Origin of the sequence: Pseudomonas sp. TWR2-1-1, from assembly GCF_049897045.1 — a bacterium.
In the GTDB taxonomy this organism is placed as follows: Bacteria; Pseudomonadota; Gammaproteobacteria; order Pseudomonadales; family Pseudomonadaceae; genus Aquipseudomonas; species Aquipseudomonas versuta.
Window position 1 is genome coordinate 456,148 of sequence record NZ_JAFCVM010000005.1, and the last position, 1,231, is coordinate 457,378.

The window sequence follows — 1,231 nt, forward strand, 5'->3', positions numbered from 1 at the left end:
TCACTCGTCAGCTGCTACGGGGCCCGGTTGCGCACGATGGTGCTGATTGGTTCGTAGCAGTTGCCGAAGGCTACGTCCGATTGCGCAGCGATCGTAATCCACAGTGCCCGGTTTATTTGATGGATCGCAGGGGCTGAACTTACGACGGCTTCGCCGCCGGACGCAGCCTCGTTTCACTCGTCAGCTGCTACGGGGCCCGGTTGCGCACGATGGTGCTGATTGGTTCGTAGCAGTTGCCGAAGGCTACGTCCGATTGCGCAGCGATCGTAATCCACAGCGCCCGGTTTATCCGAGGGATCGCAGGGGCTGAACTTACGACGGCTTCGCCGCCGGACGCAGCCTCGTGTCACTCGTCAGCTGCTACGGGGCCCGGTTGCGCACGATGGTGCTGATTGGTTCGTAGCAGTTGCCGAAGGCTACGTCCGATTGCGCAGCGATCGTAATCCACAGTGCCCGGTTTATTTGATGGATCGCAGGGGCTGAACTTACGACGGCTTCGCCGCCGGACGCAGCCTCGTTTCACTCGTCCGCTGCTACGGGGCCCGGTTGCGCACGATAGTGCTGATTGGTTCGTAGCAGTTGCCGAAGGCTACGTCCGATTGCGCAGCGATCGTAATCCACAGTGCCCGGTTTATTTGATGGATCGCAGGGGCTGAACTTACGACGGCTTCGCCGCCGGACGCAGCCTCGTTTCACTCGTCAGCTGCTACGGGGCCCGGTTGCGCACGATGGTGCTGATTGGTTCGTAGCAGTTGCCGAAGGCTACGTCCGATTGCGCAGCGATCGTAATCCACAGTGCCCGGTTTATCCGAGGGGTCGCAGGGGCTGAACTTACGACGGCTTCGCCGCCGGACGCAGCCTCGTGTCACTCGTCAGCTGCTACGAGGGCCGGTTGCGCACGATGGTGCTGATAGGTTCGTAGCCGTTGCCGAAGGCTACGTCCGATTGCGCAGCGATCGTAATCCACAGTGCCCGGTTTATCTGAGGGATCGCAGGGGCTGAACTTACGACGGCTTCGCCGCCGGACGCAGCCTCGTGTCACTCGTCAGCTGCTACGAGGGCCGGTTGCGTACGATGGTGCTGATTGGTTCGTATCAGTTGCCGAAGGCTACGTCCGATTGCGCAGCGATCGTAATCCACAGTGCCCGGTTTATCTGAGGGATCGCAGGGGCTGAACTTACGACGGCTTCGCCGCCGGACGCAGCCTCGTGTCACTCGTCAGCTGCTACGG